General features: G+C 62.5%; 24 protein-coding genes. 13 read left to right on the forward strand and 11 right to left on the reverse strand.

The features are described from left to right. Positions 1–94 precede the first annotated feature (94 nt). Positions 95–1,042: a tRNA (adenosine(37)-N6)-dimethylallyltransferase MiaA gene (gene miaA, locus ABDZ98_RS09585; RefSeq protein ID WP_343806930.1), complete on the reverse strand. Its 948-nt coding sequence runs from the start codon at positions 1,040–1,042 to the stop codon at positions 95–97. On the opposite strand from miaA, the gene serB reads away from it, so the two are divergent. Then, positions 1,035–1,913 (forward strand): phosphoserine phosphatase SerB, encoded by an 879-nt coding sequence (gene serB, locus ABDZ98_RS09590; protein WP_343806933.1) that lies wholly within the window; start codon positions 1,035–1,037, stop codon positions 1,911–1,913. The two genes, miaA and serB, sit on opposite strands and share 8 nt — an antisense overlap. A 149-nt stretch (positions 1,914–2,062) precedes the next feature. On the opposite strand, the gene purL is transcribed toward serB, so the two are convergent. Then, positions 2,063–4,309 carry a phosphoribosylformylglycinamidine synthase subunit PurL gene (purL, locus tag ABDZ98_RS09595; protein WP_343806936.1) on the reverse strand — a complete coding sequence of 749 codons (2,247 nt, stop codon included), beginning with the start codon at positions 4,307–4,309 and terminating at the stop codon, positions 2,063–2,065. Between the two features lie 84 nt (positions 4,310–4,393). Here purL and ABDZ98_RS09600 point away from each other — a divergent pair, with 84 nt between their 5' ends. From ABDZ98_RS09600 to queA, 5 genes are all read left to right on the forward strand, one after another. Further along, a complete protein-coding gene (locus ABDZ98_RS09600; RefSeq protein WP_343806939.1) occupies positions 4,394–4,642 on the forward strand; it encodes an exodeoxyribonuclease VII small subunit in 249 nt (82 codons plus the stop codon). Positions 4,643–4,647: 5 nt separating this feature from the next. Continuing rightward, positions 4,648–5,553: a polyprenyl synthetase family protein gene (locus ABDZ98_RS09605; RefSeq protein ID WP_343806942.1), complete on the forward strand. Its 906-nt coding sequence runs from the start codon at positions 4,648–4,650 to the stop codon at positions 5,551–5,553. A gap of 10 nt (positions 5,554–5,563) precedes the next feature. Beyond that, positions 5,564–6,076, forward strand: coding sequence for a pantetheine-phosphate adenylyltransferase (coaD, locus tag ABDZ98_RS09610; protein ID WP_343806945.1), 513 nt, complete (start codon positions 5,564–5,566; stop codon positions 6,074–6,076). A gap of 107 nt (positions 6,077–6,183) precedes the next feature. Continuing rightward, complete coding sequence (locus ABDZ98_RS09615) at positions 6,184–6,873, forward strand: peptidylprolyl isomerase (protein ID WP_425543035.1); 690 nt, start codon at positions 6,184–6,186, stop codon at positions 6,871–6,873. 44 nt (positions 6,874–6,917) lie between these two features. Beyond that, on the forward strand, positions 6,918–7,946 hold the full coding sequence (queA, locus tag ABDZ98_RS09620; protein WP_343806948.1) for a tRNA preQ1(34) S-adenosylmethionine ribosyltransferase-isomerase QueA: 1,029 nt from the start codon (positions 6,918–6,920) through the stop codon (positions 7,944–7,946). On the opposite strand, the gene ABDZ98_RS09625 is transcribed toward queA, so the two are convergent. Then, positions 7,947–9,068 (reverse strand): hypothetical protein, encoded by a 1,122-nt coding sequence (locus tag ABDZ98_RS09625; protein ID WP_343806951.1) that lies wholly within the window; start codon positions 9,066–9,068, stop codon positions 7,947–7,949. Positions 9,069–9,164: 96 nt separating this feature from the next. Here ABDZ98_RS09625 and ABDZ98_RS09630 point away from each other — a divergent pair, with 96 nt between their 5' ends. The 6 genes from ABDZ98_RS09630 to ABDZ98_RS09655 all read left to right on the forward strand — a co-directional run bounded on the left by ABDZ98_RS09630 (position 9,165) and on the right by ABDZ98_RS09655 (position 16,143). Next, a complete protein-coding gene (locus ABDZ98_RS09630; protein ID WP_343806954.1) occupies positions 9,165–10,115 on the forward strand; it encodes an ABC transporter ATP-binding protein in 951 nt (316 codons plus the stop codon). After that, positions 10,112–10,888: an ABC transporter permease gene (locus ABDZ98_RS09635; RefSeq protein ID WP_343806957.1), complete on the forward strand. Its 777-nt coding sequence runs from the start codon at positions 10,112–10,114 to the stop codon at positions 10,886–10,888. The genes ABDZ98_RS09630 and ABDZ98_RS09635 overlap by 4 nt, the downstream gene beginning before the upstream one ends. A gap of 18 nt (positions 10,889–10,906) precedes the next feature. Continuing rightward, complete coding sequence (locus ABDZ98_RS09640) at positions 10,907–11,857, forward strand: DUF481 domain-containing protein (protein ID WP_343806960.1); 951 nt, start codon at positions 10,907–10,909, stop codon at positions 11,855–11,857. Then, positions 11,847–12,986 carry a tRNA guanosine(34) transglycosylase Tgt gene (tgt, locus tag ABDZ98_RS09645; RefSeq protein ID WP_343806963.1) on the forward strand — a complete coding sequence of 380 codons (1,140 nt, stop codon included), beginning with the start codon at positions 11,847–11,849 and terminating at the stop codon, positions 12,984–12,986. Before ABDZ98_RS09640 ends, tgt begins: the two co-directional genes overlap by 11 nt. A gap of 103 nt (positions 12,987–13,089) precedes the next feature. After that, positions 13,090–15,045, forward strand: a complete 1,956-nt coding sequence (locus ABDZ98_RS09650; protein ID WP_343806966.1) for an alpha/beta hydrolase family protein — start codon at positions 13,090–13,092, stop codon at positions 15,043–15,045. 114 nt (positions 15,046–15,159) lie between these two features. Beyond that, positions 15,160–16,143, forward strand: a complete 984-nt coding sequence (locus tag ABDZ98_RS09655) for a c-type cytochrome (protein ID WP_343806969.1) — start codon at positions 15,160–15,162, stop codon at positions 16,141–16,143. Positions 16,144–16,152: 9 nt separating this feature from the next. On the opposite strand, the gene ABDZ98_RS09660 is transcribed toward ABDZ98_RS09655, so the two are convergent. Next, positions 16,153–18,123 (reverse strand): outer membrane protein assembly factor BamB family protein, encoded by a 1,971-nt coding sequence (locus tag ABDZ98_RS09660; protein ID WP_343806972.1) that lies wholly within the window; start codon positions 18,121–18,123, stop codon positions 16,153–16,155. Positions 18,124–18,320: 197 nt separating this feature from the next. Between ABDZ98_RS09660 and ABDZ98_RS09665 the strand changes: the two genes are divergently transcribed. Continuing rightward, complete coding sequence (locus ABDZ98_RS09665; protein WP_343806975.1) at positions 18,321–19,316, forward strand: Rieske 2Fe-2S domain-containing protein; 996 nt, start codon at positions 18,321–18,323, stop codon at positions 19,314–19,316. Positions 19,317–19,388: 72 nt separating this feature from the next. On the opposite strand, the gene rpsD is transcribed toward ABDZ98_RS09665, so the two are convergent. The 7 genes from rpsD to rpiB form a co-directional block, all read right to left on the reverse strand. Next, positions 19,389–20,003 carry a 30S ribosomal protein S4 gene (rpsD, locus tag ABDZ98_RS09670; RefSeq protein WP_343806978.1) on the reverse strand — a complete coding sequence of 205 codons (615 nt, stop codon included), beginning with the start codon at positions 20,001–20,003 and terminating at the stop codon, positions 19,389–19,391. Between the two features lie 243 nt (positions 20,004–20,246). Beyond that, on the reverse strand, positions 20,247–20,597 hold the full coding sequence (locus ABDZ98_RS09675) for a hypothetical protein (RefSeq protein ID WP_343806981.1): 351 nt from the start codon (positions 20,595–20,597) through the stop codon (positions 20,247–20,249). A 57-nt stretch (positions 20,598–20,654) separates the two neighbouring features. Continuing rightward, entirely contained in the window at positions 20,655–21,377 is a 723-nt protein-coding gene (locus tag ABDZ98_RS09680) for an RNA methyltransferase (protein ID WP_343806984.1), read from the reverse strand. Beyond that, a complete protein-coding gene (gene nrdR, locus ABDZ98_RS09685; RefSeq protein WP_343806987.1) occupies positions 21,361–21,822 on the reverse strand; it encodes a transcriptional regulator NrdR in 462 nt (153 codons plus the stop codon). Before nrdR ends, ABDZ98_RS09680 begins: the two co-directional genes overlap by 17 nt. Positions 21,823–21,825: 3 nt before the next feature. Next, positions 21,826–22,050 (reverse strand): hypothetical protein, encoded by a 225-nt coding sequence (locus ABDZ98_RS09690; RefSeq protein ID WP_343806989.1) that lies wholly within the window; start codon positions 22,048–22,050, stop codon positions 21,826–21,828. A gap of 5 nt (positions 22,051–22,055) precedes the next feature. Beyond that, positions 22,056–23,363 (reverse strand): serine hydroxymethyltransferase, encoded by a 1,308-nt coding sequence (gene glyA / locus ABDZ98_RS09695; RefSeq protein ID WP_343806992.1) that lies wholly within the window; start codon positions 23,361–23,363, stop codon positions 22,056–22,058. Next, positions 23,363–23,824 (reverse strand): ribose 5-phosphate isomerase B, encoded by a 462-nt coding sequence (gene rpiB, locus ABDZ98_RS09700; RefSeq protein WP_343806995.1) that lies wholly within the window; start codon positions 23,822–23,824, stop codon positions 23,363–23,365. The genes glyA and rpiB overlap by 1 nt, the downstream gene beginning before the upstream one ends. Positions 23,825–23,841: the final 17 nt, after the last annotated feature.

Consider the following 23,841-nt stretch of genomic DNA (forward strand, 5'->3'; position numbering starts at 1 on the left):
ACCCGGCGCGATTGCTCGCGCCGGGCCGCTCCTCCCCAACTGGAAAACTCGATATGGAGGGGCAAGTATGCGACAGGAAATGTCTTGTCAACCCCTATTTGGAGAATAATATTTCAAACTGTGACCGTAATTCGACATTTTCTGGCGCGGTGCGCGGCCATTCTTGCGGCAGCTGGTGGCGCAGCCATGTCAGCTGGCGTTTGGCGTAATTTCGTGTCGCCTGCTGGCCTCTGGCGATCGCTTCATCCAGCGGGCATTCACCGCGAAGATAGGCGGTAATGTCGGGCACGCCGATGGCGCGCATGACGGGCATCGCCGGATCGATATGTCTGGCCAGTAGTGCCGCCACTTCCTCCAGCGCGCCGCTTTCCAGCATGGCGGCAAAGCGCGCATCGCAGCGGGCATACAGGGCTTCACGGTCAGGCAGCAGCACCAGCGGCACCAGTTCGATGGCATCTCCGATCCCGCCGATCCGCTGTTGTTGCCAGCTCGCCAGCGGCCTGCCGGTGGAGCGGACCACTTCCAGCGCGCGGGCGATGCGCTGGCTGTCTGCCGGGGCCAGCATGGCGGCGCGCGGTGCGTCCTCTGCCTGCAATGCGGCATAGGCCTGGTCCACGGGCAGGGCGCGCACGGCTTCCCGCACTGCCGGATCGATCTCGGGCATGGGAGAAATCCCGTCCAGCAAGGTGCGGATATAAAGGCCGGTCCCGCCAACCAGGATCGGAACGATCCCTGCGGCGTGGGCCTCGGCAATCTCGCGCCGCGCCTGTGCCGCCCACTTGGCCGCCGAGCAGCCTTCCTCACCGCTCCATACGCCGAACAGGCGGTGCGGCACGCCGCGCATTTCCGCGTCTGTGGGCCGGGCGCTGACAATCGCCAGATCGGCATAGACCTGCGCGCTGTCCGCATTGATCACGACCGCGTCTTTTCCGGCCTCTCGCAAGGCCAAAGCCAGCCTCACCGCCAGATCGCTCTTGCCGCTGGCGGTCGGCCCTGCAATTAGCGCGACCACTGGTTTGTCAGGAGTTTTCCCTTTGCTCATTGCCCGTCTGATAGCAGACCCCGCCACGCTTGAAACACGTCTCGATGCCGCCACAGCCGCTTTGTCTGCTGCTGGCCTGCCGCTGGCAGAGGCGCAATTGCTCGATTTCTGCGGTGATGTGCTGGAGCTGGAACTGCCCGGCGATGATGCGGCCACGCTGCGCCGTGTGATCGACGAGCATTTCGCGCCCAGCGATGCGATCATTGCGCGGGAGCCCATTCGCCTGCCGCACGTGTTCGTGTCGGACATGGATTCGACCATGATCGGGCAGGAATGCATCGATGAGCTGGCCGATTACGCCGGCATCAAGGACAAGATCGCCGCCATCACAGAACGCGCCATGCAGGGCGAGCTCGATTTCGAAAGCGCGCTGCGCGAACGCGTCGGCCTGCTTGCCGGGCTGGAAGAGGGCGCGATCCAGCGCTGCCTGGAGGAACGCATCCGCCTCAATCCCGGCGCGCGCGTGCTGGTGGAAACGCTCAAGTCACGCGGTTGCCGCACCGTGCTGGTCACCGGCGGATTCCACCATTTTGCCGACGACGTGGCCGATCAGATCGGCTTTGAGCGGGTGATGGGCAACCGTCTGGAAGTGGCCGGCGGCAAGATGACCGGCGGCCTCGTGGGCGCAGTCTGCGGCAGCGGCGCGAAGAAGCAGGTGCTGGAGGAAGAACTGGCAAAGCTGGGCGAAAACGCCGTCAGCATCGCGGCGGGCGACGGGGCCAATGATATCCCCATGCTGCAGGCGGCAACCTATGGCGTGGCCTATTACGCCAAGCCCAAAGCGCGCGAGGCCGCCAACGGCTGGATCGACCGCGGAGACCTGACCGCGCTGCTCAAGCTGCTCGATATTCCGCAGACAGAATGGGTGTGAGCTTGTGGCGGGTTAAGAGGTGGATGCGGTTCGATTAGTGGTGGCTAACCGTCTTCTTGGCGATAAAAACAACGGATGATGCACCTCGCCATCCACGAACAATAGCCGCGATCGCGGCCGCCTCCATCCAATCTTAGAAACTCCCGGCCTCAGACCTCCATCCAGTCGCGGAAGAAGCTGGCGTGGGCTTCGCGCATGTCGGCCAGCGTCACGCCGAACAGGCTGTCCCCGCCGACTACGCCGATCCTGCGCACGCCTGATGCGGCGGTGTCTTCATTCTCGGTGCCCTTGGCGAGCTGCCTCTGGAAGGCGTCCACGTCGGGCACGGTGATCAGATAGCGGCCCTGGTCTTCGCCAAACCACCATGCGGCCTGCGAATATTGCTCATGACCGGAGACATCGGCACCCATGCCGCCTGCCAATGCCATTTCGGCAAGCGCAACGGCCATGCCGCCGTCGGACACATCATGCACCGCGCTGACAAGGCCGGCTGCGATCAGTTCGCGCACGAATTCGCCCGATTTCTTCTCCAGCGTCAGGTCGACATGTGGGGGCAGGCCTTCTTCGCGGCCGTGGATTTCCCGCAGCCACAGCGACTGGCCCAGATGGCCGCGCTGGTGGTGCGGGGTAGCCCACGGTTCGGAGCCGATCAGGTAAATCGCCTCTCCCGCAGCCTTGAAGCCGATGGTCGCCTGTTTGGTGTAATCTTCCAGCAGGCCCACGCCGCCGATTGCGGGTGTCGGCAGGATGGCTGATCCGCCGCCGGTCGCCTTGCTTTCATTATAAAGCGAGACATTGCCGCTCACGATCGGGAAATCGAGCACGCGGCAGGCCTGGCCCATGCCTTCCAGACAGCCGACGAATTGCGCCATGATTTCGGGCCGCTGCGGATTGGCGAAGTTGAGGCAATTGGTGACGGCGAGGGGCTTGCCGCCCACGGCGCAGATGTTGCGATAAGCCTCGGCAATCGCCTGCTTGCCGCCTTCATAGGGATCGGCATAGCAATAGCGCGGCGTGCAATCGGTGCTGATCGCCAGCGCCTTGCCGGTGCCGTGAAGCCGCACAACCGCCGCATCGCCGCCGGTCTGCAACGTGTCACCCATCACCTGGCTGTCATATTGCTCGGAAATCCACTTGCGGCTGGCAAGATCGGGGCTGGCCATCAGCGCCAGCAGGTCCGCACCGATGTCAGCGCTTTCGGCCACGTCGGTCATCGGCTTGATACCGGCCCAGGCCTTGTATTCCGCCTGAGAAATATAGGGCCGCTCATATTCCGGCGCATCGGCGGCGAGCGGGCCGAGCGGGATATCGCACACCACTTCGCCATCGAATTCCAGCACCATGTGGCGCGTGTCCGTTACTTCGCCGATGATGGCGAAATCCAGCTCCCACTTCTTGAAGATGGCTTCAGCCATGGCTTCCTTGCCCGGCTTGAGCACCATCAGCATGCGCTCCTGGCTTTCGCTCAGCATCATTTCATAGGGCGTCATGCCCTCCTCGCGGCAGGGCACCATGTTCATGTCGAGGCGGATACCCGTCTCGCCATTGGTGGCCATTTCAACCGAACTGGAGGTCAGGCCCGCAGCGCCCATATCCTGAATGGCGACAATGGCATCGGTGGCCATCAGTTCCAGACAGGCTTCGATCAGCAGCTTTTCGGTAAACGGATCGCCCACCTGCACGGTGGGGCGCTTGGCTTCGGCATCTTCGCCGAAATCGGCGCTGGCCATGGTGGCCCCGTGAATGCCGTCGCGCCCGGTCTTGCTGCCGACATAGACGATCGGATTGCCCACGCCGGTGGCGGCGGAATAGAAGATCTTGTCCTGATCGGCCACGCCCACGGTCATCGCATTGACCAGGATATTGCCGTCATAGGCCGGGTGGAAATTGGTCTCGCCGCCGACAGTGGGCACGCCCACGCAATTGCCATATCCGCCAATGCCCGCGACCACGCCTTGCACCAGATGCTTCATCTTGGGGTGGTCGGGATTGCCGAAACGCAGCGCATTGAGGTTGGCCACAGGCCGTGCGCCCATGGTGAACACGTCGCGCAAAATGCCGCCAACGCCGGTGGCTGCGCCCTGATAAGGCTCAATGTAACTGGGGTGGTTGTGGCTCTCCATCTTGAAGATGCAGGCCTGGTTGTCGCCGATATCGATCACGCCGGCATTCTCACCGGGGCCGCAGATCACCCAGGGTGCCTGCGTCGGCAGCTTCTTGAGGTGAAAGCGCGAACTCTTGTACGAGCAATGCTCCGACCACATGACCGAGAAGATGCCCAATTCCACCAGATTGGGCGGCCGGTTCAGCCGTTTTACGATTATCCCAAACTCGTCTTTGCTCAGGCCGTGCGCCTCAACGACTTCGGGAGTGATTTCATCAGTGTTCTTTGGCATGTCTGCGCCCTTAGCGGGGGACGATCCGCATCGCCAGCCCTACCGTGCTTGACCAAGGCCACTGTCCCCGTCAAACCGTGCCGCATGGACCAAAAGCCTGCCAAAATCGACGAATTGAGCTTCGAAGACGCCTTGCGCGCGCTGGAAGACGTGGTGCGCAAGCTGGAGAGCGGCGAAGTGCCGCTGGACGAATCGATTGCGCTTTACGAACGCGGGGAGGCCTTGCGCCGCCATTGTCAGGCGCGGCTTGATGCGGCGCAGGCGCGAATCGAAAAGATCGTGGCGGGGCCGGACGGCAAGCCTGCCTCTACCGTGCCGTTCGACGCGGATTGACGGCGGTGGGGCTGGTACTTGCAGATGATGTGCTGGGCCGCGGCCTGCAGCGCGTTCAGCGCGAGATAGACGATGCTTTCGATGCCATCCTGCCCGTTCCCGGCGATGCCCGCGCTCCGCTGGTAGAGGCGATGCGCTATGCCGCCATCGGCGGGGGCAAGCGCGTGCGGCCATTCCTGCTGGTGACGGTGGCGGAAATGTATGGCGCATCGCGCCAGGCAGCAGTCCGCGCAGGCTGCGCGATAGAGGCGATCCATGTCTATTCGCTGATCCACGATGATCTGCCGTGCATGGACGATGACGACATGCGCCACGGCAAGCCCACTTTGCACAAGGCCTATGACGAGGCGATTGCCGTGCTGGCGGGCGATTCGCTGCACGCGCTGGCGTTTGAACTTCTCACCGCGCAGGAAATCAGCGCCGATCCGTTCATCCGGGCAGAGCTGGTGGCGGCACTGGCCAGCGCCAGCGGCCACAATGGCATGGCCGGCGGTCAGGTGATGGACATGGCCGCCGATCACGAACAGTTCGATCTGCACGGCGTTACGCGCCTGCAACAGCTCAAGACCGGCGCTCTGCTGGCGGCATCGGTGGAAATGGGCGCAATCCTGGGCAAGGTGCCCGAAGAGGCGCGCGCCCATCTGCGCGCCTATGCCCGCGATATTGGCCTGGCTTTCCAGATTGCCGACGACCTGCTCGATCATGAAGGTGACGAGGAAAAGGCCGGCAAGGCGCTGCGCAAGGATGAAGGGCAGGGCAAGGCCACTTTCGTATCGCTGATGGGGGCAGACAAGGCCCGTGAACAGGCCCGCGCACTGGCCGATCAGGCCAATGGCCACCTTGTCAGTCACGGCAAGGAAGCAGACCTGCTGCGCGATCTTGCGCGCTTTATCGTTGAGCGGGAAGGGTGAAGACCAGTACATGAGCAAGCGCATCGGCCTTTATCCCGGCACGTTCGATCCGTTCACCCTGGGCCATGCCGATATCATGCGGCGCGGGGCCAAGCTGGTGGACACTCTGATCGTGGGGGTCACCACCAATCCTTCCAAGAACCCGATGTTCTCACCCGAAGAGCGGATGGACATGGCCGCATCCGAAGTGGCGCGGCTGGGCATCACCAACGTGGAGATCGTCGGCTTCGATGCGCTGCTGATGGGCTTTGCCGAACGCAAGGGCGCCAGCCTGATCGTGCGCGGCCTGCGCGCGGTCGCGGATTTCGAATATGAGTTCCAGATGGCGGGCATGAACCAGCAACTGAACGCCGGGATCGAGACGGTCTTCCTGATGGCGGATATCTCGCTGCAGCCCATCGCCTCCAAGCTGGTGAAGGAAATCGCGCTCTATGGCGGCGATGTCGCTCGCTTTGTCAGCCCGGACGTTTGCCGCCGGATGGAAGCGCGGGTGAATGAAATTGGTCGCAAGGGCGATCTTTAGGAGCATGGACAGCTCCACCACGATATGTGGGCGTGTTCATTGAACTGTCAGCGCGCAACGCCTAGGGGCTGTTGCCAGATTATATTCAGGACGATCCGATAGACACTATGAACAAGATTTCAGCCATATTCTGCGCCCTGATCGCCAGCTTCGCCCTGGCCATGCCCGCTGCGGCGCAGGATGCCGCGCCCGAAGGTGAGGCCGTCGCCGCAAGGATGCCGATCAGCGTCAACTTCAACCTGACGGAGGATCTCGACAATATCCTCTATCTCGATCTGTCGAACGGCACGCGCGTGGCCATCCGCCTGGTTCCCGAATGGGCGCCCAACCATGTTGAGCGGATCAAGACGCTGGCGCGCGATGGCTTTTACAATGGCATCCTCTTCCACCGCGTGGTGGATGGCTTCATGGCGCAGACCGGTGATCCCACCGGCACCGGGCAGGGCGGCTCCACGCTTCCCGACCTTGAGGAAGAATTCAACATGCTGCCCCATGTGCGCGGCACCGTTTCCATGGCCCGCGCGCAGGATGAGGACAGCGCCAACAGCCAGTTCTTCATCGTGTTCTATCCGCGCTTCTCGCTCGATCGCAACTACACCAATTTCGGCCGCGTGATTTCCGGTATGGCCGGTGTCGATGCGATTGCCCGGGGTGAACCGCCTGCCAATCCCACGCGCATATTGCAGGCGAGCATTGCCTCTGACGGCCTTCCGCAGCTGATGCCGCAGGAAGCGCGTCCGCAGCAACAGCAGCAGGTGATCACGCTGGACATGCTGAACAATTCGCAGAGCGACTGAGCGCAGCCATTCACGCCGCACTCCGGCGGGGCTAGGGGCATGCCATGCGCGTTGACCTGTTTGATTTCGATCTTCCCCCTGAACGCATAGCCTTGCGTCCGGTGCGTCCGCGCGATTCCGCTCGCATGCTGGTGGTGCAGGGGCAGGGACCATTCCGGGATTGCGTAGTGCGCGATCTGCCCGGCCTGCTGGCTCCCGGCGATGTGCTGGTGTTCAACGATACCCGTGTGATCCCCGCCCAGCTGGAAGGCAGGCGCGGCGAGGCGCGCATTGGTGCCACGCTGCACAAGCGCATGGACCTGCGGCGCTGGCAGGCCTTCATCCGCAATGCCAAGCGGCTGAAACCGTGTGACCGGGTGGAATTTGGCGCCGATGTCACCGCCATTGCCGAACAGCGCCATGAAGACGGCAGCTTTACGTTGATGTTTGAGGGCGATGAGCCGGTTGAAGTGCTGCTGGAGCGGGCGGGGCGCATGCCGCTGCCCCCCTATATCGCCAGCAAGCGCGAGCTCGATGATGATGACAAGGCCGATTACCAGACGGTGTTCGCCCGCAAGGATGGCGCAGTGGCAGCACCCACCGGATCGCTCCACTTCACGCCCGAATTGCTGGAAGCGCTGGATAAGGCGGGCGTGATCCGCAAGACGCTGACCCTGCATGTGGGGGCGGGCACTTTCCTGCCGGTGAAGGCGGATGACACCACCGAGCACGCCATGCACGCCGAATGGGGCCGCATCGATGCCGAAACCGCCGCAGCGCTCAATGCAGCGCGCGCTGCGGGCGGGCGGATCATCGCTGCGGGAACCACCGCGCTGCGCCTGCTGGAAAGCGCTGCCGATGAAGCGGGCGTGATCCACCCGTTCGAAGGCGACACCGCCATCTTCATCACCCCGGGCTACAAATTCCGCGCGGTTGACGGACTGATGACCAATTTTCACCTGCCCAAGTCCACATTGTTCATGCTGGTCAGCGCATTGATGGGGCTGGAGACGATGCAGACCGCCTACGCCCACGCCATCGCCAGCGAATACCGCTTCTACAGCTATGGCGATTCCAGCCTGCTGCTGCCGTAATCAGCCCTCCTGCGGGAAGTATTGCGAACGCAGATAGCGTTCAAAAGCCGCACGGTCGGGTTGTGGACTGCGGATGAAGGCGATGACCCTGGCGCTTGCGGTCAGCGGATCGTCCACCTTGCGGTCCTGATCGGTGCAGGAAGCGTCGATATGCATGGGATCGTGGTCGGCTGCGTCATGAATGTCGGCCCCTGCTGCGGTCTGGGCCTCGTAATCATAGACCGCACGGGGAATTTCGCAGGTGATGCGCGGGATATAGGGGCCCACAGGCAGCGCCCCCTGGCCATCGACATCGGTGTCGCTGCGATAGACATGGGCCTGTGAAAAGCTGTCCTGGATCATGTGCAGGATCGCCCCGGTCGCCGCCGCCTGTGCAACATCGCCGCCCAGTTCGTTGCATGTCAGCGAACGCAGCGAGTTGCCGCATTCGAGTGCGAAAAACGTCTGCACCTTCCACGCTTCGTACCAGCCATCGGGAATGACAAAGAGGACATGTTTGCGTCGGCGGTGGCAGAACGTATCGGCCGAGAAAGTCAGCGCGTCCTGCAATTGCGCATTGCCAAGCTTCTGCACCGTATCGCAGAAGTCGCCCTCGCGAAAATCCTTGTCCGTCGCCGTGTCAAAGGCGAACAGCGCGCCTGCCAGCATCAGTTCGCGCACCTCGTCGAAGCTTTGCTCCTCACCCGGATTGCGCATGGCGTGCAGGAAGCTGAGCCGTCCGAAATGCGATGAGCACAGCAGGCCTGCTGTATTGATGCGCTGGCCTTCGCCCGTGTAGGGACTGCACTTGCGCGCCAGCAACACGCCGAACTTGGGCAGCGTGCGGTCATTATCGAGCATTCGGCTGGGATCGTCGGGCCAGCGTGTGGCATAGCTCAGGCCGTCGGCGGGGCTGCCGCGGCGTCGCTGCGAGTCGGTTGCGATGCGGCCCAGCAGGGCGCGGCAATCAATGGCGCCGCCCTCGGCTGCGTCGAAGCATTCGAGCGCGAGGCGCGTCATCGTTTCGTGCAGGTCGTCAAAGGATTGCGTTGGTACGGTGGAGCCGATCTTGTAGGCGCCCGCAGGCATCGGAGCCAGAATGGCGGCCGCCATGGCGATCGCGCCCAGTTTTCTCAATATCATCGAATTTCCCCCGCTTGCCCTGCGCTGTACCTTAGGCTTTCAGGGATGGACCTCAAGGCAGCTTGCATATGAGTTGCGATCTGCCATCTAAGCCCGATGACCGACACCATTCTCGATATTCGCGGCCTTGAAAAGACCTACAAGAACGGTCCCACCGCTCTGGGCGGGGTGGATCTGCATATCCGGCGCGGAGAGATTTTCGCGCTGCTGGGGCCAAATGGCGCGGGCAAGACCACGCTGATCGGGGCTGTCTGCGGGCTGGTGAACCCCACCGGCGGCACGATTGAGGCATTCGGCAAGGATGTGAGCCGCCACTGGCGCGAAGTGCGCCGCAAGATCGGGCTGGTGCCGCAGGAACTCAGCTTCGACATGTTCGACAAGGTGATCCGCCAGGTCCGCTATTCGCGCGGCATGTTCGGCTGTGCGCCCGATGAAGCGCGGATCGAGGAAGTGCTCCGATCGCTCAGCCTGTGGGACAAGCGCGATGAGCCTATCCGCAAGCTGTCTGGCGGAATGAAGCGCCGGGTGATGATCGCCAAGGCGCTGGCGCATGATCCCGAACTGCTGTTCCTGGATGAGCCGACGGCGGGCGTGGACGTGGAACTGCGCCGCGACATGTGGCGCCAGATCGGCGAGCTGCGCGAACGCGGCACCACCATCATCCTGACCACCCATTATATCGAGGAGGCCGAGGAAATGGCCGACCGCGTGGGGGTGATCAACAAGGGCAAGATCCTGCTGACCGATGACAAGACCGCGATCATGGGCCGCCTTGGCCGCACCGAAGCGCATTTCACGCTGGAAGCGCCGCTGAGCGCCGTGCCCGACTGCATCTGCGTGTACCCGGTAACGCTGGAGGATGGCGGCAGCAGGCTGGTCTATCGCGGCGGTGACGGCACCGGCAAGGGCAAGCGTGAAGTGGCACAGCTGGCGCAGGACCTCACCCGCAACAACATCGGCTTTACCGGTATGGAAACGACCGAATCGACGCTGGAGGATATCTTCGTCGGCCTTGTCGAAAACGGCGAGAAGGAGCTGGCATCATGAGTTTTACCGGCCTGAACCTTCGCGGCGCATTCGCCATTTTCAAGAACGAGCTGATGCGCGCCTTCCGCACCATCTTCGGCTCGATCCTCTCCCCGGTGATCACCACTTCGCTTTACCTGGTAGTATTCGGGGCGGCGATGGCGGACCGCATGCCGGGACTGGGGGCGAGCAATTACGGCGCCTTCATCGTGCCCGGCCTGCTGATGCTCACGCTGCTTTCGGAAAGCACCAGCAATGCCAGTTTCGGCATTTACATGCCCAAGTTCACCGGCGCGATTTACGAGCTGCTGTCTGCGCCCGTTGGCGTGGCCGAAACGCTGATCGGCTTTGTCGGCGCGGCTGTTGCCAAATCGCTGATCCTGGCCGCGATCATTCTGGTAACCGCGGCGCTGATTGTCGATTATTCGATTGCCCACCCGATCCTGGCGCTGGGGTACATTATGCTGGTGGCGGCCAGCTTCTCGCTGTTCGGCTTTATCCTTGGCATATGGGCGGACGGGTTTGAAAAGCTCCAGATCGTGCCGCTGCTGATCCTCACGCCGCTGACATTCCTTGGCGGCACCTTCTATCCCGTCAGCGTTCTGCCGGAGCCGTGGAAGACGGTGACGATGGTCAATCCCATCGTCTATCTGGTCAATGGCCTGCGCTGGACCTTCCTGGGCGAGAGCGACTTTCCGATTGCCGTGTCCTTTGGTTTCACCCTTGGCTTTCTGGCCATCTGCATCGCCATTATCGCCTACATCTTCAAGACAGGGTGGCGGTTGCGCGAATGAGCCGCTAGCTGGGCCGGCATGAAGACACGCACTTTCCTGTTCCCGCTGGGCGTGGCGGCGCTGGCTGCAACGCCTGCCCATGCAGAACTGCCACAGCCGGTCCGCGCCATGATCGAGGCCGCGATTGCCACCGGCGATACTGCAACGATCGATGCGGTGGCGGGCGTCGCGCGCAGCACCAATCCCGGTGACGGAGCCGAGATCGATGCAATGCTGGCGGACTTCCGCGCCGGGCAGCGCGAACTGGCCGCAGCACAGGCGCAGGCGGAGGAGGTGGCCATCCGCGAGGCAAGCCTGCTCGATAACTGGAGCGGCGAGGGCCAGATCGGTGGATTCCAGTCCTCCGGCAATACCAGCAGCGTGGGCCTGACCGCCAAGCTCGACCTCGAGCGTGAGGGGCTGGACTGGACGCACAAGCTGCGCGCCGCGGTCGATTACCGGCGCAACAATGGCCAGACCTCGCGCGAACAGCTGCTGCTTGCCTATGAGCCGCAATATCAGATTGGCGATGACATGTTCCTGTTCGGCCTCGCGCAGTTTGAGCGGGACCGGTTTCAGGGATATTCGGCGCGCTATGTCGCCTCTGGCGGGCTTGGCTATCAGGTGGTGGATAATGGTTCGTTGAAGCTGGCGATCAAGGCCGGACCTGCCTTCCGCCGCACGCAGCTCATCACCGGGGCGAGCGAGAACACGCTGGCTGCACTTGCGGGCATCGATTTTGGCTGGACCATCGCGGATCGGCTCACGCTGACGCAGGACGTCAACGCCGTGGCCGAAGCAGGCGGCAGCGCGCTGGCGATCATCGATTCCAAGAACACCAGCCTCAATTTCGTGACCGGCCTTGAAGCGGGGATCAGTGAATCGCTGACCGCGCGCCTGTCCTACACGGTGGAATATGACAGCAATCCGCCCGCCGGTGCCGTCTCCACCGATACGCTCACCCGTTTCACGTTGATCTATGGCTTCTGAAAAACCCCGCTTCGCCTTCACCATAAAGGCCACGGACGGGGCCGCGCGCACGGGTGAAATCGCCATGCGCCGCGGCACGATCCGCACGCCTGCCTTCATGCCCGTGGGCACCGCCGCCACGGTCAAGGCGATGAAGCCCGAAAGCGTGCGCGCGCTGGGTGCGGACATCATCCTTGGCAACACCTATCACCTGATGCTGCGCCCGGGGGCAGAGCGGGTGGCAAGGCTGGGCGGCCTGCACAAGTTCATGAACTGGAAGCGCCCTATCCTGACAGACAGCGGCGGCTATCAGGTGATGAGCCTGTCTGACCTGAGGAAGCTGACCGAGACCGGGGTGGAATTCAAGAGCCACCTCGACGGGTCGCGCCACATGCTCAGCCCCGAACGGTCGATGGAAATCCAGCGCCTGCTGGGATCGGACATCGTGATGGCGTTTGACGAATGCCCGCGCGCCGATCGCCCGCGTGATGAAATCGCCGCCAGCATGGAGCTTTCCATGCGCTGGGCAAAGCGTAGCCGCGATGGTTTTGACAGCGGGCGCGAACATGCGGAAAGATCGGCGCTGTTCGGCATCCAGCAAGGCGCGCTGGACAAGGATTTGCGCCAGCACAGCGCGCAGGCACTCACCGAAATCGGCTTTGATGGTTATGCCATTGGCGGGCTGGCCGTGGGCGAGGGGCAGGAGGCGATGTTCGCCACGCTGGATTATGCGCCTGCCATGCTGCCCCATGATGCGCCGCGTTACCTGATGGGTGTGGGCAAGCCCGATGACCTTGTGGGCGCGGTGGAGCGCGGTGTGGACATGTTCGACTGCGTTCTGCCCACACGCTCCGGCCGCAACGGACAGGCCTTCACCTGGTCCGGCGCGGTCAATCTGCGCAATGCGGTCCATGCGGAGGATACCGGCCCGCTGGATGAAAGATGTCCGTGCCCCACCTGCACCTCCTATTCGCGGGCCTATCTAAATCATCTGGTGAAGTCGGGCGAGATTTTGGGCGCAATGCTGGTGACCGAACACAATCTTTCCTTCTACCAGCAACTGATGCAGGCCATGCGCGATGCAATTGCTGAAAGTAGATTTGCCGCCTTTGCCTCGCAATTTCGGCAAGACTACCTAAAACAGACCTAGAGCCTTGACTCCATGACCTTTCTTCGCGACCTTTTTAATGGTTGGAGGAGGGGTAAGGATGAAAACTGGCATCAGGTTCGCGGTATTTACAGCTATTGCAGGATTGGCTGCACTGGCAGCTTTGCCTGCGCCGGTGGCCGCGCAGGAAGCCAGCCTGGCCGAACGTTTCGGATCGCGCGGCACCATCCTCGATATCAGCCTCTCGCCATCCGGGCAGCAGATTGCCTTTATCATGCCCGGCGGCCCGCTGGAGGAAATGGTCTATCTGATCGACCTGCGCCCTGGCGGCGTGCAGCGCCCGATTGCCGTCGATTCCAACCCCAACGGTTTCCTCACCAATTGCGACTGGGCGAATGAGCAATATCTGCTGTGCAATTTTCGCGGCACCAGCAAGTTCGGCGATATGTTCATCGGCTACAGCCGCCTGCTGGTGGTGTCGGCCGATGGCAGCGGCGTGCGCGAAATGGGGGATGGCAGGGACAGCCGCACCTATGGCCCTGCCCAATATGGCGGTGGCATCCTGTCTCTGGACATAGAGGGCAAGGACAATGCCATTCTGGTCCAGCAGGTCACCGGCACGCGCTGGGGCGGCACGCGGGTTTACAGCGGGGACAGCGGCGCAACGGTGAACGAGATTGATCTGGAAACGCTGCGATCGACGCAGGTGATGCGCCCGCGAGAGGTTTCCGCCGGATATCTGACCGATGAGAACGGTGACATCCGCGTGATGGCCACAAGGGCGCGCCGTGCGGACGGCTACATGCGCGATGATGATTTGGAATTCTCCTACATGCCCGTTGGCAGCTCCAACTGGCGGACGCTGGCCCCTCAGCGGGACCTGAATGAACTCGACATCATCGGCGTCGATACCGGCCGCGAGATTGCCTATGCGCTGGGCGAGGAGGATGGCTACAGGGCGCTTTATTCCATCCGGCTGGATGGATCGGGCCAGACCACCCGCCTGCTGGCGCAGGAAGGCTATGATATCGATAATGTGGTGACGATTGGCCGCCAGCGCCGCGTGGTTGGCGCCACATTCGCCACTGACAGGCGCCAGTTCGAATATTTTGACGAGGATCTGCGGCAATTGTCGCAGGATTTGACGCAGGCCTTGCCGGGCTCTCCGCTGGTGGAGATCATCGATGCCAGCGAGGATGAGCGCCGCCTGCTGGTTCTGGCGCACAGCGATGTCGATCCCGGCGTTATCTATCTGCTGGATCGCAACACCAACCAGATGGATGAGATCCTGCCTCTGCGCCGCGAACTGGAAGGCCTCCCGTTATCCTCTGTGCGCTCCGTACGCTTTGCGGCGAGAGACGGGGTGGAGATTCCCGGATATCTGACCTTGCCGCCCGGCTCTGACGGCAAGGGTCTGCCTGCAATCGTCATGCCGCACGGCGGGCCTTCTTCGCGCGATGTGTGGGGGTTTGACTGGCTGGCGCAATATTTTGCGCAGCAGGGCTATGCCGTGTTGCAGCCCAATTATCGCGGTTCAACCGGCTATGGCAGCGCGTGGGAGATGGAAAACGGCTTCCAGTCCTGGCGCACGGCGATGGGCGATGTGGCCGATGCCGCGCGCTGGATGGTGAGCGAGGGGATTGCCAATTCGGACCAGCTTGCGGTGGTGGGCTGGTCCTATGGCGGCTATGCCGCGCTGCAACTGGGCACGACGGAGCCTGATCTGTTTGCGGCCATCGTCGCCATTGCCCCGGTCACCGATCTGGGCGTGCTGCGCGACGATGCGCGTGATTTCGTCAATTATCCCGCAGTCTCGGATTTTCTGGGCGGGGGTTCGCTGATTCAGGAAGCATCACCGGCGCGCAATGCGGATCGGATTCAGGCTCCGGTGCTGCTGGTGCATGCCGAATATGACGAGAACGTGCCGTACAGGCATTCCGAGATCATGCAGGACGCGCTGGAGGATGCGGGCAAGTCCGTGACGTTCGTGAGCTTTCCGGACCTCGACCATTCCATTCGCGATTCGGGCGCGAGGGCACGGATGCTGGCAGCGGCGGGGTCCTTCCTGGAGGAAAATCTGGGAGCTGGCGGCACTCGCTGAAAAGGCCCAGGTCCTTGCGCGGTTATCGGCCCTGGCGCTGTTCAACTGCTTTGATCGTCCGCAAACACCGCCCGGTTCAAATCTGTTAGAAAGGCAGATGGAAAGGTGTGCAGGATGACTGAACCGAACTCTGATCGCAGGGCAATATTGTCGGTAGCCGCCATGCTGGGCACGCTCGCCGTCATTGTCATCGTGTGGGTCGCGGTGGGCATGATGCATGCTGCAGACCAGCGCGGACCTGCGCAGCCCGCCGCTGCGCCTCCCTCGGCCGCCGGCTTTACCCCGCCTGCTGCCGATTCCATTCCCGAAGGACCGATGGGAGATTCGATACGCCGGGGTGAGCAATATTTCACCCAGACGCAGACCTATGCCGCGCAATTTGTCGGCAGCGGCCTGCAATGCAGCAATTGCCACCTCGATGGCGGCAGGCAGGCCAACTCCTCGCCGATGTGGGCGGCTTGGGGCATGTATCCCGCCTATCGGGCAAAGAATGACCGGATCAACACGATGGAAGACCGGATCATGGGCTGTTTCGTCTATTCGATGAACGCTTCTGCCTCTCCTGCCGGTATGCCACCGCCCGCTGGCCATGATATCTACCGCGACCTTGAATCCTATTTCGCCTGGCTGGCGACCGGTGCACCTGTTGGCGTGGAAATGGAGGGCAGGGGCTTCCTCACGCTCGACCCGCCGGCCAATGCCTATGATCCCGATCGCGGAGAGCTGGTCTATCAGGAGCAATGCTCCGTCTGTCACGGTGAAGACGGGCTGGGCCAGCGCCGGGATGACGGCACGTATGACTTTCCGCCGTTATGGGGCGATCATTCGTATAACTGGGGCGCGGGCATGTCCCGCATTGCCAATGCTGCCGGTTTCATAAAGGCCAACATGCCGTTCGGTTCAGGCATGAGCCTGAGCGATCAGGATGCCTGGGATGTGGCAGCCTATGTTGACGCGCAGGAGCGCCCGCGTGACCCGCGCCAGACCGGCACCACCATTGAGGATACCCGCCAGCGCCACCACGCATCGGGCGATTATTACGGTCAGGTCATCCGCGGAGACCTGCTGGGCGACGGAGTGGTATCCGTCGCCCCATAGGTCAAATTCTCAGCGTGCGGGCAGGGCGAAGGTGAGGTAGCGGTTGGGTCCCGGCTCCGGATTGCCCTGCTGCGCGAACAGGCCATCTCCGCCCACGGGAATGGTCACATATTCGCGTCCATCCACTTGATAGACAGCGGGCACACCCTCGGTCGCGGCATCAAGCTGGTATTCCCACAGCACTTCACCCGTGGCGGCATCGCGGGCGCGGAACATCCGGTCTCCCGCCGTACCCACGAACAGCAGGCCGCCGCCCGTTGCCACAGGCCCGCCGCGCGGTGCCTGTGATCCGGTGCCGGTGATCCCCTGCGCCAGAAGAGCCGCGCTTTCGCCATTGGGAATGCGGTAGAGGATGTTGCCGGTATTCATGTCATAGGCGGTGAGGAAGGAGAACGGCGGCTTGATTGCCACCATCCCGTTGCTCTGCATCAGGAAGTTATAGCCCGCGCCGTAAGGCTGCACGTCCGGTCCGCCATTGGGCATGGCCGCCGCCGCTTCTGCCCGGCTGTTGGGGATCAGCTGGTTGAGAACGGGTATCTCGCGGCTGACCACGAAGAAGCGCTGGTTGACCGGATCGACCGCGCTATTGCCCCAGTTCACACCGCCATTATGGCCCGGCAGGGAGATCGATCCCCGCAGGCTGGGGGGTGTGAACAGCCCCTCATTGCGCCAGACATTGGTCATGTTTTCGCGCAGCGCCGCCTGATCTTCAGCCGGAATATAGGGATTGATGTCGTCCACGGTGAAATCCTGCCGGGCGAAAGGCTGCGGCCAGGTGGGGAAGGGCTGCGTGGGGGAGGCATGTTCGCCCGGCACGTCCGATGCCGGTACAGCGCGTTCCTCGATCGGCCAGACCGGCTCTCCCGTCAGGCGGTTGAACACGAACACGAAGCCGTGCTTGGCCGCCTGGATCACCACCGGAATTTGCTCACCATCCCTGGTGATGGTCATCAGCTTGGGCGCATTGGGAAGGTCGAAGTCCCACAGGTCATGGTGGACCGTCTGAAAATGCCACAGCCGTTCGCCCGTGCGCACGTCCAGCGCCAGCAGGCTGTTGCCGAACAGATTGTCACCCGGACGGTTGCCGCCGTAGAAATCGGAACGCGCCGTGCCGGTGGGTATGAAGGCGATGCCCAGTTCGGGATCGATGGTGGATTCAGACCAGTTGTGGACGCCGCCAAACAGCTCGCGGTCCTCCTCCGGCCACGTGTCGGACCCGAACTGGCCTACGCGCGGCACCACGTTGAACACCCATTTCAGCGCGCCGGTGCGGATATCATAGGCCTGGATATCGGCAGGGTGCGAGGCATAGCCCGATCCCGCCGGAAGCGAGACGATGATGGTATCTTCGAAGATGCGACCCGGGTTGTTGGTCATCAGCGGATTTGGCGTTTCGGCGTGGCCTTCAGGCAGGGCATCGCGCAGGTCCACGCTGAAGCCGGGGATATATTCGCCGGTATCGGCATTGATGGCGCGCAGCAGCCCGTCATTCAGGAACACCAGCCGGCGATCGCTGCCATCGCTGCTCTGCCAGTAATTGATGCCGCGAGCACTGATGCGGCCGGTCGTCGCGCTCTTCCACAATTCCGCGCCGGTGGCCGGGTTCAGCGCCGCGATGCGGCCATCTGCGGCCTGCACATACATCCGGCCATTGGCGATTACCGGGTTGAACTGCGGCGCGGTCCCTTCGCCTGCGGCATAGCTCCAGGCGACTTCCAGCTGCGCCACATTGCCCTTGTTGATCTGGTCGAGCGAGGAATATTGCGAGCTGTCCAGACCGCCGAGATAAGCGTCCCAGCCAACGAAATCATAATCGCCTGCCGGCACGGCGGTGGCAGAGGTGGGTGCAGCCTGCGCATTGGCCTGCGCATTGACCTGTGTGCTGAAAGTGGAAACGGCCAGCGCCATTGCACATGCTGCCAGCAGGCCGGCGCGGTGCGAACGGTTGGGCTTGCAGTTACCTTGTGGCGCGGTGTTCATTATTCCTATCCCCCGGTGGCGCAGGTGCCGCAGCACGCTGGCAGATTTATCCCTGGCGGATGCGCACATTGCGTGGCCATCCAGCCTGACTGAAATTCAGCCTAGGCGCGTGTTTGATACGGTCAATATGGGAAATGGCTGGGCCCGTCCTGCGTGCGGAATTTTGCCGTGCCTACCGCCTTTTTCCGGCCTTGCGCATGGCGAGCGCGCATAGGACAAGTGCCGCATATAAGCGGGAGAGCAATCCGGTGTTCGAGGACTTCGCCAATCTGTGGACCATTGTCGGCATCGCGGCCGATCTCAAGCCGCGCAAGCTGCATCCCATTGTTGTGGGCGGGGAGAGGATCGTGATGTTTCGCGGCGCCGATAACCAGCCGGCAGCGCTGATCGATCGCTGTCCGCACAGGGGAGTGGCGCTTTCGCTCGGCACGCTGTGTGACGGGATAGTGGAATGCCCGTTCCACGGCTGGCGCTTCGATGGCAGCGGAGCCAATCGCGGAGTGCCGTGGAACCCCGATGCCAAGCTGGACCAGCTGCACGCGCAGCCCGTTCCCATCCGCGAGGTGGGCGGATTGATCTGGATCTACACCGGCTTCGCGCCCGAGAGTGAGCCTGTGCCCAGTGAAACGCTGTCGCTACCGGGGATCGTGCTTTCGGCGCAGGCCTTCCCATGGGCGGCGCATTGGACGCGGGCGATGGAAAACATGCTGGATACGCCGCACCTGCCATTTGTGCACAAGGCCACCATTGGCCGGGGGATGCGCACGCTGAGGCATCAGCGGATGGACCTGACCTGGTCGGTGGAAGAATATGGCGCGCGCATCGGCAATCATGTGGAGGGTAAGGAAAGCAAGGGGCGGCTGGACTATCGTTATCCCAATGCGATGGAGCTGTTCATCGATCCCCCGGGCCGGATATTCCGCATGCTGGCGATCTGCCTGCCGCAGCAAAGCGGGCACACTTCGCTGATTATCGTGACCATGCGCAATTTCGCGCGGTGGTCCTTGCTCGACCCGCTGTTCCGTTTTTCCACCCGCAAGATTGCAGGCGAGGATCAGCAGATCCTCGAATCGTCCTCTCCCGCCGAGATTCCACCAGCTTCGAAGGAGAAATCCGTGCGCACGGATATGCCCACGCTGGCTTTCCGCAAGATCTACTTCGATCAGATCAAGGGCAGCAGCGCCACGCCCTGACGGCAGGGGGCGCACAAAGAAAAAGGGCGGCCCCGCAGGACCGCCCAGATTTCCTTGTAATGGTCTAACCGATCAGCGCGAGTAGAACTCGACAACCAGGTTCGGTTCCATCGTCACCGGATAGGGAACTTCATCCAGCGTGGGAACGCGGTTGTAAGTCACCTTGTCGGTGCCATCGGGCACGACATAATCGGGAATTTCACGCTCAGGCAGGCTCTGCGCTTCGATAACCAGAGCCATTTCCTTGGCCTTGTCACCCAGCGAGATCACATCGCCAACGTCGACGCGGCGGCTGGCAATGTTGCACTTTACGCCGTTCACGCGGATGTGACCGTGCGAAACGATCTGACGCGCGGAAAACACGGTCGGAGCGAACTTGGCGCGATAGACGATCATGTCCAGGCGGCGTTCCAGCAGACCAATCAGGTTCTGGCCGGTATCGCCCTTCATGGCAGCCGCTTCCTTGTAGGTGCGGCGGAACTGCTTCTCGGTTACGTCACCGTAATAGCCCTTCAGCTTCTGCTTGGCGCGCAGCTGCAGGCCGAAGTCAGAGATCTTGCTCTTGCGGCGCTGACCGTGCTGGCCGGGGCCGTACGAACGCTTGTTAACCGGGGAATTCGGACGACCCCAGATGTTTTCACCCATCCGGCGGTCGAGTTTGTGCTTGGCGCTTGTGCGCTTCGTCATAGGTCTTTCCAATCTGCTGGACGGGCCTTGTGCCCGCCTTCAAACCCGGCATCGCACCGTTACGGCAGATTTCCGTAACGCGGCCACCGCTTCACCGGGATGCGGGACCAATCGAAAGCACGCCGCAAAGGGCGGACCGTCGAAGTGAAGGCGGGCCTATGACGCTGGGCGCACAGGCTGTCAAGTTTTGCGTCGGGGTCGCCTGGATAGCGCCTGTTCCCGGCGCTTGTTATCGGCGCGTAATCAGCAGCCGCCCGCGGGATCATTGCCGCACTGCAGGCCGCCAGCGGCATTGCGCTGCATATCGGCAACGCCTTCACCGGTGCGGCGGCTGGCATCGGCCCATTCGGCGCGCGTCATGCACACGCGGTTGACGCGGGTGCGCGATCCCAGAACCGGGGTGGAGCGGCAGACCACTTCGGCCTGGCGCGGATCAACTTCGGCTTCTTCCTCAGCCTGCTGCTGGGCATTGGCTTGTGACTGTGTTGCTGCCTGGTCCCGCTGGTCGCCGCGATCGTCGCGGTCACTCTGGGCCATCGCCGCCGACCCGATGCAGATCAGGCCAAGGCTGGCGCTCAAAAGAAGCTTGTTCATGGTCTCTCCTCCAATTGCGGGCAGGGTAGCCAAAAGCATACGGGTTTGGAAAGGGTTTTAGCGCTCCTTGCGGGCGAGATAGCTCAGCACGCCGCGCAGGGTGCGCACTTCGAGGTGGTTCCAGCCTGGCTTGGTCAGCAAGGTGCGCAGCGTCTTGCGGGACACTTCGGCACGCACGGCCGGGCGGTAATATCCCTTTGCATCCAGCATGGTATCGAGATGGACGATCAGGCCCTCAAGTTCCTCCTGCGGCGCAGGCGGGAGAATTTCCTCGGTGGTCGGCATGGCCAGATCGCAGTGCTTTGACCATTCATAGGCGCACAGGATCACCGCCTGCGCCAGATTGAGGGACGAGAATTGCGGATTGATCGGCACTGTCAGGATCGACCGGGCGAGCGCCACGTCCTCTGAATCAAGCCCCGATCTTTCGGCCCCGAACAGGATCGCGCTGCGCCCGTCCTGGGTGGCGATCTCCCGCGCGGCCTGATCGGGCGTGACGACCGGCTTGGTCACCCCGCGCTTGCGCACGGTGGTGGCATAGACATGCGAACAATCGGCAACGGCATCTGCGGTGGTTGCGAAGACCTGCGCCTGTTCCAGCACCTGGTCGGCACCGGCGGCTGCGGGACCTGCGGAAGGATTGGGCCAGCCATCGCGCGGCGTGACCAGCCGCAACTCCGTCAGTCCGAAATTGAGCATGGCGCGGGCCGCCTTGCCGATATTCTCACCCAGTTGCGGGCGGACAAGGACGATAACCGGCGCTCTATTCTGCGCCGACATCACGAACCTGGCTGGCAAAATCCTCAAAATCCTTGGCTTCGCTGAAATCGCGATAGACGCTGGCGAAGCGGATATAGGCGACCGAATCGATCTGGCGCAGGCCGTCCATCACCATCTCTCCGATGCGCGCGGAAGGCACTTCGCTTTCACCGGCGGTTTCTACCTGCCGCTGGATGCCGGAGACGAGCTGGTCGATGCGTTCCTGATCTATCCCGCGCTTGCGACAGGCCAGACTGACCGATTGTTCGATCTTGGCGCGGTCGAAGCTCTGCCGCTTGCCATCGGTCTTGATCACGAAAATATCGCGCAACTGCACACGTTCGAAGGTGGTGAAGCGCGCGCCGCAGCTTTCACACTGGCGACGGCGGCGGATCGAGGTGTTGTCCTCGGTCGGCCGGGAATCCTTTACCTGGCTGTCATCATGGGCGCAAAACGGGCAGCGCATGGGTCAGGGGCGCAGGCGCTTGTAGAACATGAAGCCGGCACCGATGATCAGGCCAAGCGGCAGGCTGACCACAGGCAGCAGCGCGCCGGCAACCGCACCGGCGGCAGCGCCTGTCAAAACCGGTTTGGTCGAGGGATGGCGCAGGCCTTCCTTGGCCATTGCGGCAATTTCTGCCCTTGCATCCTCGACGATATCTTCGCCCCTGCGTGGTTCTTCGGGACCGGTCATAGCAGTTACCTCCCAGGATAGACGGGGAAAGCCTCGCACAATTCCGCCACCTGGCGGCGAATGCGCTCTTCAACCTGCGCGTCGCCTTCGTCGCCATTGCGGCTCATGCCGTCCACGACATCGGCGATCATCGCGCCAATCTTGCGGAATTCCGCCGGGCCAAAGCCGCGCGTGGTTCCCGCAGGTGTGCCCAGACGCACGCCCGATGTGACGAAGGGCGATCTGGTATCGAAGGGAATGCCGTTCTTGTTGCAGGTCAGGAACGCGCGATCGAGGCCCTTTTCCGCTGCCTTGCCGGTCACGTCCTTGGGTGTGAGGTCAACCAGCATCAGATGGTTATCCGTGCCGCCCGACACGATGTTGAGGCCGCTTTCCTCCAGGCTGGAGGCCAGCGCCTTGGCATTTTCCACGATGGAGGCGGCATAGGCCTTGAATTCAGGGCGCAGCGCCTCACCGAAGGCCACGGCCTTGGCGGCGATGACATGCACCAGCGGGCCGCCCTGCATGCCGGGGAACACCGCCATGTTGATAGGCTTGGTCAACGCTTCGTCATTCCACATGATGATGCCCGAACGCGGACCGCGCAGGCTTTTGTGCGTGGTGCTGGTGACGATATGCGCATGGGGGAAGGGATTGGGATGCGCGCCGCCTGCCACCAGGCCGCTGAAATGCGACATGTCGGCCAGCAGGTAAGCGCCCACTTCATCGGCGATTTCGCGGAAGGCGGCAAAGTCCCAGGTGCGCGGATAGGCTGTTGCGCCGGAGATGATCAGCTTGGGCTTGTGCTCATGGGCAAGCCTGCGCACCTCGTCCATGTCGATCAGGCTGTCTTCGCGGCGCACGCCATAAGGCACGGCGTTGAACCACTTGCCGCTCATATTGACCGGTGAGCCATGCGTCAGATGCCCGCCCGATGCGAGATCGAGGCCCATGAATGTGTCACCGGGATTGAGCAGGGCGAGAAACACCGCCTGGTTCATCTGGCTGCCGGAATTGGGCTGCACATTGGCGAAATTGGCACCGAACAGCTGCTTGGCGCGCTCTATCGCCAGCGTTTCCACCTCATCGGCATAATCGCAGCCGCCGTAATAGCGCTTGCCCGGATAGCCCTCGGCATATTTGTTGGTGAACACGCTGCCGGTGGCCTGCAACACTGCGGGACTGGCGATGTTCTCGCTGGCGATCAGTTCGATCCGGTCGCGCTGGCGGCCAAGTTCGCGGCCGATGATGGCGGCGACTTCAGGATCGGCATCGGCCAGATCATCCTGCCAGAAGCGGGTCAGGGCATTGTGCGGGGCGGGGTTGGTGCTCATCAGGCGAGGTCCTGCGTGTTCGAAGAAATCAGGGGCTGGGTAAGCTTGGCAACGCGCCCTTCATGGCGGCCACCGGCAAACTCGGCGACAAGAAATGTCTGGAGACAGGTGCGCGCCATATCCGGCCCGATCAACCTTGCCCCCATGGCGATGACATTGGCGTCATTATGCTCCCGCGCGAGCGCAGCGGAATATGGATCATTGACCAGGGCGCAGCGCGCCGCCGGATGCCGATTGACCGCGATGGAAATGCCGATGCCCGATCCGCACAGCGCCACGCCGCGTTCCGCCTCACCGGCGGCAATCGCCTCGGCAATCCGGTATCCGAAATCGGGATAATCCACGCGGTCCGCGCTGTGCGGGCCAAGGTCGATAACCTCATGCCCCCAGTCGCGCAGCAGCTGTGCCAGATCGACCTTCAGGTCGAAAGCCGCATGGTCCGATGCGATGGCTACTTTCATCTTTGGCTTCATGGCTG

Origin of the sequence: Alteraurantiacibacter aestuarii, assembly GCF_039523595.1 — a bacterium.
In the GTDB taxonomy this organism is placed as follows: domain Bacteria; phylum Pseudomonadota; class Alphaproteobacteria; order Sphingomonadales; family Sphingomonadaceae; genus Alteraurantiacibacter; species Alteraurantiacibacter aestuarii.